This is a genomic window from Faecalibacterium sp. An122 (genome assembly GCF_002160895.1).
Lineage (GTDB): Bacteria > Bacillota > Clostridia > Oscillospirales > Ruminococcaceae > Faecalibacterium.
Genome location: NZ_NFLL01000052.1, coordinates 1 through 5,213 on the forward strand (window position 1 = coordinate 1; position 5,213 = coordinate 5,213).

General features: G+C 61.3%; 4 protein-coding genes. 2 read left to right on the forward strand and 2 right to left on the reverse strand.

Annotated features, from left to right (window positions below; genetic code table 11):
* Positions 1–278: 278 nt before the first annotated feature.
* A complete protein-coding gene (locus tag B5E67_RS14940) occupies positions 279–1,112 on the reverse strand; it encodes a zinc dependent phospholipase C family protein (RefSeq protein ID WP_087385882.1) in 834 nt (277 codons plus the stop codon).
* Between the two features lie 28 nt (positions 1,113–1,140).
* Entirely contained in the window at positions 1,141–2,400 is a 1,260-nt protein-coding gene (locus tag B5E67_RS14945; RefSeq protein WP_343215561.1) for an MFS transporter, read from the reverse strand.
* Positions 2,401–2,913: 513 nt separating this feature from the next.
* Here B5E67_RS14945 and B5E67_RS14950 point away from each other — a divergent pair.
* Together B5E67_RS14950 and prfB are read left to right on the forward strand one after the other, a co-directional pair.
* Positions 2,914–3,540 (forward strand): sugar transferase, encoded by a 627-nt coding sequence (locus B5E67_RS14950; RefSeq protein WP_087368879.1) that lies wholly within the window; start codon positions 2,914–2,916, stop codon positions 3,538–3,540.
* Positions 3,541–3,605: 65 nt separating this feature from the next.
* On the forward strand, positions 3,606–4,727 hold the full coding sequence (gene prfB / locus B5E67_RS14955; RefSeq protein ID WP_087249786.1) for a peptide chain release factor 2: 1,122 nt from the start codon (positions 3,606–3,608) through the stop codon (positions 4,725–4,727).
* Positions 4,728–5,213 lie beyond the last annotated feature (486 nt).

Consider the following 5,213-nt stretch of genomic DNA (forward strand, 5'->3'; position numbering starts at 1 on the left):
CCACCCACCCGCCCATTAGCAGAGCCCCTGCGGCCTGTGGCCGCGCCCCCTAACAGGGGCTCTAAATTTTTAACTTTTCCTTTTGTCCATCAGGGCCGCGGATTTGTCCACTGGACGCGGTCGCTGTGTTTGCCCAGCGGAGCGGACAAAGACGAAAAAGAAAAGACGTGTTAAAGGCAGAGCGGCAAACCTTTAAACCCTCACAGCCCCGCAAAAAAGCTCCCCCGCCGTCCGGCAGAGGAGCCCCTGTGGTTATTTTGTATGGTTGGCGGTTCGGTTTACTTCCCGCCGTTCTCGTAGACCGCCATCAGGTCGGGATGAGGCCCGTAGGTGCGGTCAAAACGCTCGCTCAGAGCGGCGCCGTGGAAAATGTGGTCGCAGTAGTTGTCCATCAGCTCCAGCGCCACCGGCACCGCCTGATCCCCCAGCCGCATCAGCTCGGCGCAGCTGTCCGCAAAGGCCGGACGGTCCAGCGCCGCAATCACCAGCCCGCCCAGGGGGTCCCACTTGCCCGACAGATGCAGCACGCCCTTTACCAGGGCGTTGCGCACCGGGCCGCCCGGCATCAGGAGCTGGTTGTACCGCTTCATGTTGGCCAGACAGGTCCGCACCTGCTCCCGGCCCGCCGGCATCACCCGGGCGATGGTGCGGGCGGTCACCTCGTTCACCGCAATGTATCCCGCCGGGTTGACGCTGCGCCAGTCCACCCCGTCGGCCTCCATCAGGGCGCCGTCCAGGGCGGTCTCGATGGCGATGTGCCCGTGGCCGCTGCGGTTGATTTCATATTCAATGTAGCTGTGGCATTCGCTGTCCAGGGCAAAATGGCAGATGAACCCCAGCAGATAGCTCAGCAGGGCCTGGCCCTCGGCCCGGTCGTTGACCCGGGCCGCCGCCCCTGCAAAGAAGGGCGCAGCCGGGGCGTCGTGCATCCCGTCGCCGGCGGTTTTGTAGCCGTTGGCCCGCAGGGGATTGTAGTAGAACAGGATGTCGGGGCCCTGCAGCCCGATGCGGTACAGGTCGGGATAGGTCTCGATGGCGGTGCGGGCCACATCGTTGCGGCAGGCCGCCAGAACCTCGCCGCCGAAGCGGCGGTGTGCGTAGACAGCAGGCATGGAAATTCACCTCATTGTGTTCAGAATGTCAGGCGTTCTCCCGCCGGCTCTCCCGAACCGAGCGGCGGAACGCAAAGAAGCCCAGCAAAATCAGCGGCGCAATCACCATGACGCCGATGGAGGTGCTGCCCGAGATCTGGGTCATGGCGCTCACCAGGAAGGTGCCCACAAAGGATGCGCCCTTGCCGCAGATATCCAGCAGGCCGTAATATTCACCCGAGCGCTCGGGGGGGATGATTTTGCCGAAGTAGGAGCGGGAGAGGGACTGGATGCCCCCCTGGAACATACCCACGCAGACGGCCAGGATCCAGAACTGGGTCTGGCTGCGCAGGAAGATGGCGTAGGTGCCGATGCCCACATAGGCCAGGATGCCGATGGACACCAGCAGGGCGGTGTCCACCCTGCGGGACAGCCACCCGAACAGCAGCGCAAAGGGGAAAGCCACAATCTGGGTCACCAGCAGCGCCAGCAGCAGGCCGGTGCTGTCCAGGCCCAGGGCCTGGCCGTAGGCGGTGGCCATGTCGATGATGGTGTAGACGCCGTCGATGTAGAGGAAGAAGGCGATCAGGAACCAGAACACCTGTTTGTTGCCCCGGATTTCCCGCAGAGTCTCGCCCAGCCGGCGGAAGGCCCCCGATACCATGTGCCCGTCCCCGCGGACGCTGTATTTCTGGCGGTAGCTGCGCAGCAGGGGCAGGGTGCACACCAGCCACCACCCGGCGTTCAGCAGGAAGGCCGCCAGCATGGCGGTGTTGAGGGTGAGGCCGATGGCCTCATACCCCAGCACGATCCCCAGGCTCACCACAAAGGGGATGCAGCTGCCGGCGTAGCCGAAGGCGTATCCCACCGAGGAAATCCGGTCCATCCGCTCGGGGGTGGTGACGTCGGTGAGCATCGAGTCATAAAAGACCAGGCTGGAGCTGTAGCCGATTTTGGCGATGACGAAGCAGCCCAGAAACCAGATCCAGGACTGCACCAGGCCCATGACGGCGCATCCCGCGATGCCCACCGCCACGCACAGGACAAAGAGTTTTTTCTTCATGCCGGGCAGGTCGGCCACGGCGCCCAGGGTGGGCCCCAGCACCGCCACCACCACCGTCACCAGCGACGCCGCATATCCCCAGAAGGCCAAATATTCGGCGTCGGTCAGGCCGGCGGATTCGGCCAGGCCGTTGAAGTAGATGGGCAGGATGGTGGAGATCAGCAGGGTGAAGGCCGAGTTTCCCACATCGTACAGGACCCAGCGCTTTTCCAGCGGGGTCATTTTTTCGTTTTGTTCCATAACCATTCCCTTTCGTCGGGCCCACGGAGGGGCAGAGTCGTTTTTTCCATAGTCCATTGTACCACGCCCATGTAAAATCCGCGGCCCTGTCCATGAAAAATCCAAGGCTATGATAGCACAGAACCCGCCCCCGCGCAAGAACGTCCCCCGCCCCAAAAATCAAAGTGCATCGCTTTTATCTTGTGGAAGCAGGCAAAATATGCTATAATAAGAGCGTGTCGGAACACGACACGCTTTAGGGGGAACCCATTTCTGCACGCATGCGCGTGACAGAAATTCCTTCCCCCTAATATCCCCCTGGGGACAAAATTTGACGCAGAACCGCGCACGCGGCCTTGCGGCCTCGCACACTCTCTGCGCCAAATTTTCCTGTAGGTGTCCCAGCCGTACGCACATGTCGTCCGGCCGGGACTTTTTCGACGGGTTGTATACTATTTATTATCGGTGCCGCTGTGTATGCCGCCCGGCACAGCGGGCACACTCACAGTACGACCATAACGCAGAGGAGAGGTGCGGGGTATGTATCGAAAGTACGGCAAGCGGGCGCTGGACGCAGTTCTGGCGCTGTGCGGGCTGATTTGCCTGTCCTGGCTGTTGCTGGGCCTGGCGGTGGCCATCAAGGTGGATTCACCGGGCCCGGTGTTTTTCAAACAGAAGCGGGTGGGGATTCACAAGAGCCATTTCTGGATTTTGAAATTCCGCACCATGCGCAGCGACACCCCCCACGACATGCCCACCCATCTGCTGGCCGACCCCGACCAGTATATCACCCGGGTGGGGCGTTTTCTGCGGAAAACCAGCCTGGATGAACTGCCCCAGCTGTGGAACATCCTGGTGGGGGATATGGCGGTGATCGGGCCCCGGCCGGCCTTGTGGAACCAGTATGACCTTCTGGAAGAGCGGGACAAGTACGGGGCCAACGACGTGCGCCCCGGCCTCACCGGCCTGGCCCAGATCCATGGCCGGGACGAGCTGGAGATCCCGGTGAAGGCCCGCCTGGACGGGGAATATGTGGCCGGCATCACCTTTTTGGGGGATGTGAAGCTGTTTTTCGGCACGGTGATCGCGGTGCTGCGCCATGACGGCGTGGTGGAGGGCGGCACCGGCGCCCTGCACCAGAAACCGGCATCGCCGGGCAAGGATTGATTTTGCCGGCGGTTCCATGTATACTAATTCGGATACACCAACCAACACGGATGTGAGAGGTAGCTATGATAACGATTGACGAACTGAAGGTCCAGCTGGCCGAATATGGCAAGTCGGTGCAGGACCTGGAGGAGGCGCTGGCCATCGACGCCAGCAAGAAGCGTGTCCAGGAGCTGGAACACACCATGACCCGGCCCGGCTTTTACGATGACGCCGAGGCCAGCAAGAAAGTTTTCGATGAAGTGGGCGACCTGAAGGGCAAGCTGGGCCGCTTTGAGAAGCTGCAGGGCCTGTATGAGGATGCCCAGACCATGCTGCTGATGCTGGAGGAGGAGAACGACCCCTCCCTGATCCCGGAAGGGGAGCAGGCAGTGGACGCCGTGGGCAAAGCGGTGGATGAGCTGCAGCTGATGACCATGCTGAACGGCGAATACGACCACAGCAACGCGATTCTGACCTTCCACGCCGGCACCGGCGGCACCGAGGCCCAGGACTGGGCCGAGATGCTGTACCGCATGTACACCCGGTGGGCCTCCAACCACGGGATGAACGTGGAAGTGCTGGATTACCAGGACGGCGACGAGGCAGGCATCAAGAGCGCGTCCATCATGGTGAAGGGTGCCAACGCCTACGGCCTGCTCAAGAGCGAGAACGGCGTCCACCGCCTGGTGCGCGTCAGTCCCTTTGACTCCAACGCACGGCGTCAGACCAGCTTTGCGTCTCTGGAAGTGATGCCCGAGCTGGACAACACCATTCAGGTGGATATCCGGCCCGAGGACATTGAAATGCAGGTGTACCGTTCGTCGGGCGCCGGCGGCCAGCACATCAACAAGACTTCCAGTGCAGTCCGCCTGATCCATAAGCCCACCGGCATTGTGGTCAGCTGCCAGACCCAGCGCAGCCAGTTCCAGAACCGCGACTACGCCATGCAGATGCTGAAAGCCAAGCTGTACCAGATCGCACAGCAGCAGCACATGGACAAGATCGAGGACATCAAGGGCGTTCAGAACGAGATCGCCTGGGGTCATCAGATCCGCAGCTATGTCTTCATGCCCTATACCATGGTGAAGGATCACCGCACCAGCTACGAGACCAGCAACGTCAACGCCGTCATGGACGGCGACCTGGACGGTTTCATCTTCGCCTACCTGAAGGCCGCCAGCCGCGGCGAACTCGCCGACACCTAACCGACTTTTCTGGAAGAAAAGTCGGCAAAAGACTTTCACTGTGTACCATCCAGTTTCCGGGTCTCCGGCACTTCCGCGGGGCCGTTACGCTCTGGCTCGCTCCCGGCGTTTGCGCCTGTGGCGCGGTGCGATGCAAAGCCCGTTTTGACCTGATTCTATTGACCGGTACGCGCTGAAAACCTATAAAAATGCAGCAACCCTCGTCCCTTATTGGGGCGGGGGTTGTTTTTTGGTTTAGAGCTTTTTAGGGGCGGTAGCTTTGCGGTCTGTTCCCCCGAAGGGAGCAACGGCGGCGACCGCGTCCAGTGGACAAATCCGCAGCGCTGATGGATAAAAGGAAACGTTAAAAATTTAGAGCCCCCTGTCAGGGGCAGCCGAGCCGACCGCGTTCAGTGAACGAAACAGGGAGGCGAGGCTGGCGCAGCGCTCCAATTTTCACAAGGGCGCACCGCCGCCCGCTGGGAAAATTGGCTAAGCGCAAGAGGA

Coding starts and splice junctions, on each gene's coding strand:
- B5E67_RS14950 (WP_087368879.1), top strand. CDS start 2,914: ATGTATCGAAAGTACGGCAAGCGGGCGCTGGACGCAGTTCTGGCGCTG.
- B5E67_RS14945 (WP_343215561.1), bottom strand. CDS start 2,400: ATGGTTATGGAACAAAACGAAAAAATGACCCCGCTGGAAAAGCGCTGG.
- prfB (WP_087249786.1), top strand. CDS start 3,606: ATGATAACGATTGACGAACTGAAGGTCCAGCTGGCCGAATATGGCAAG.
- B5E67_RS14940 (WP_087385882.1), bottom strand. CDS start 1,112: ATGCCTGCTGTCTACGCACACCGCCGCTTCGGCGGCGAGGTTCTGGCG.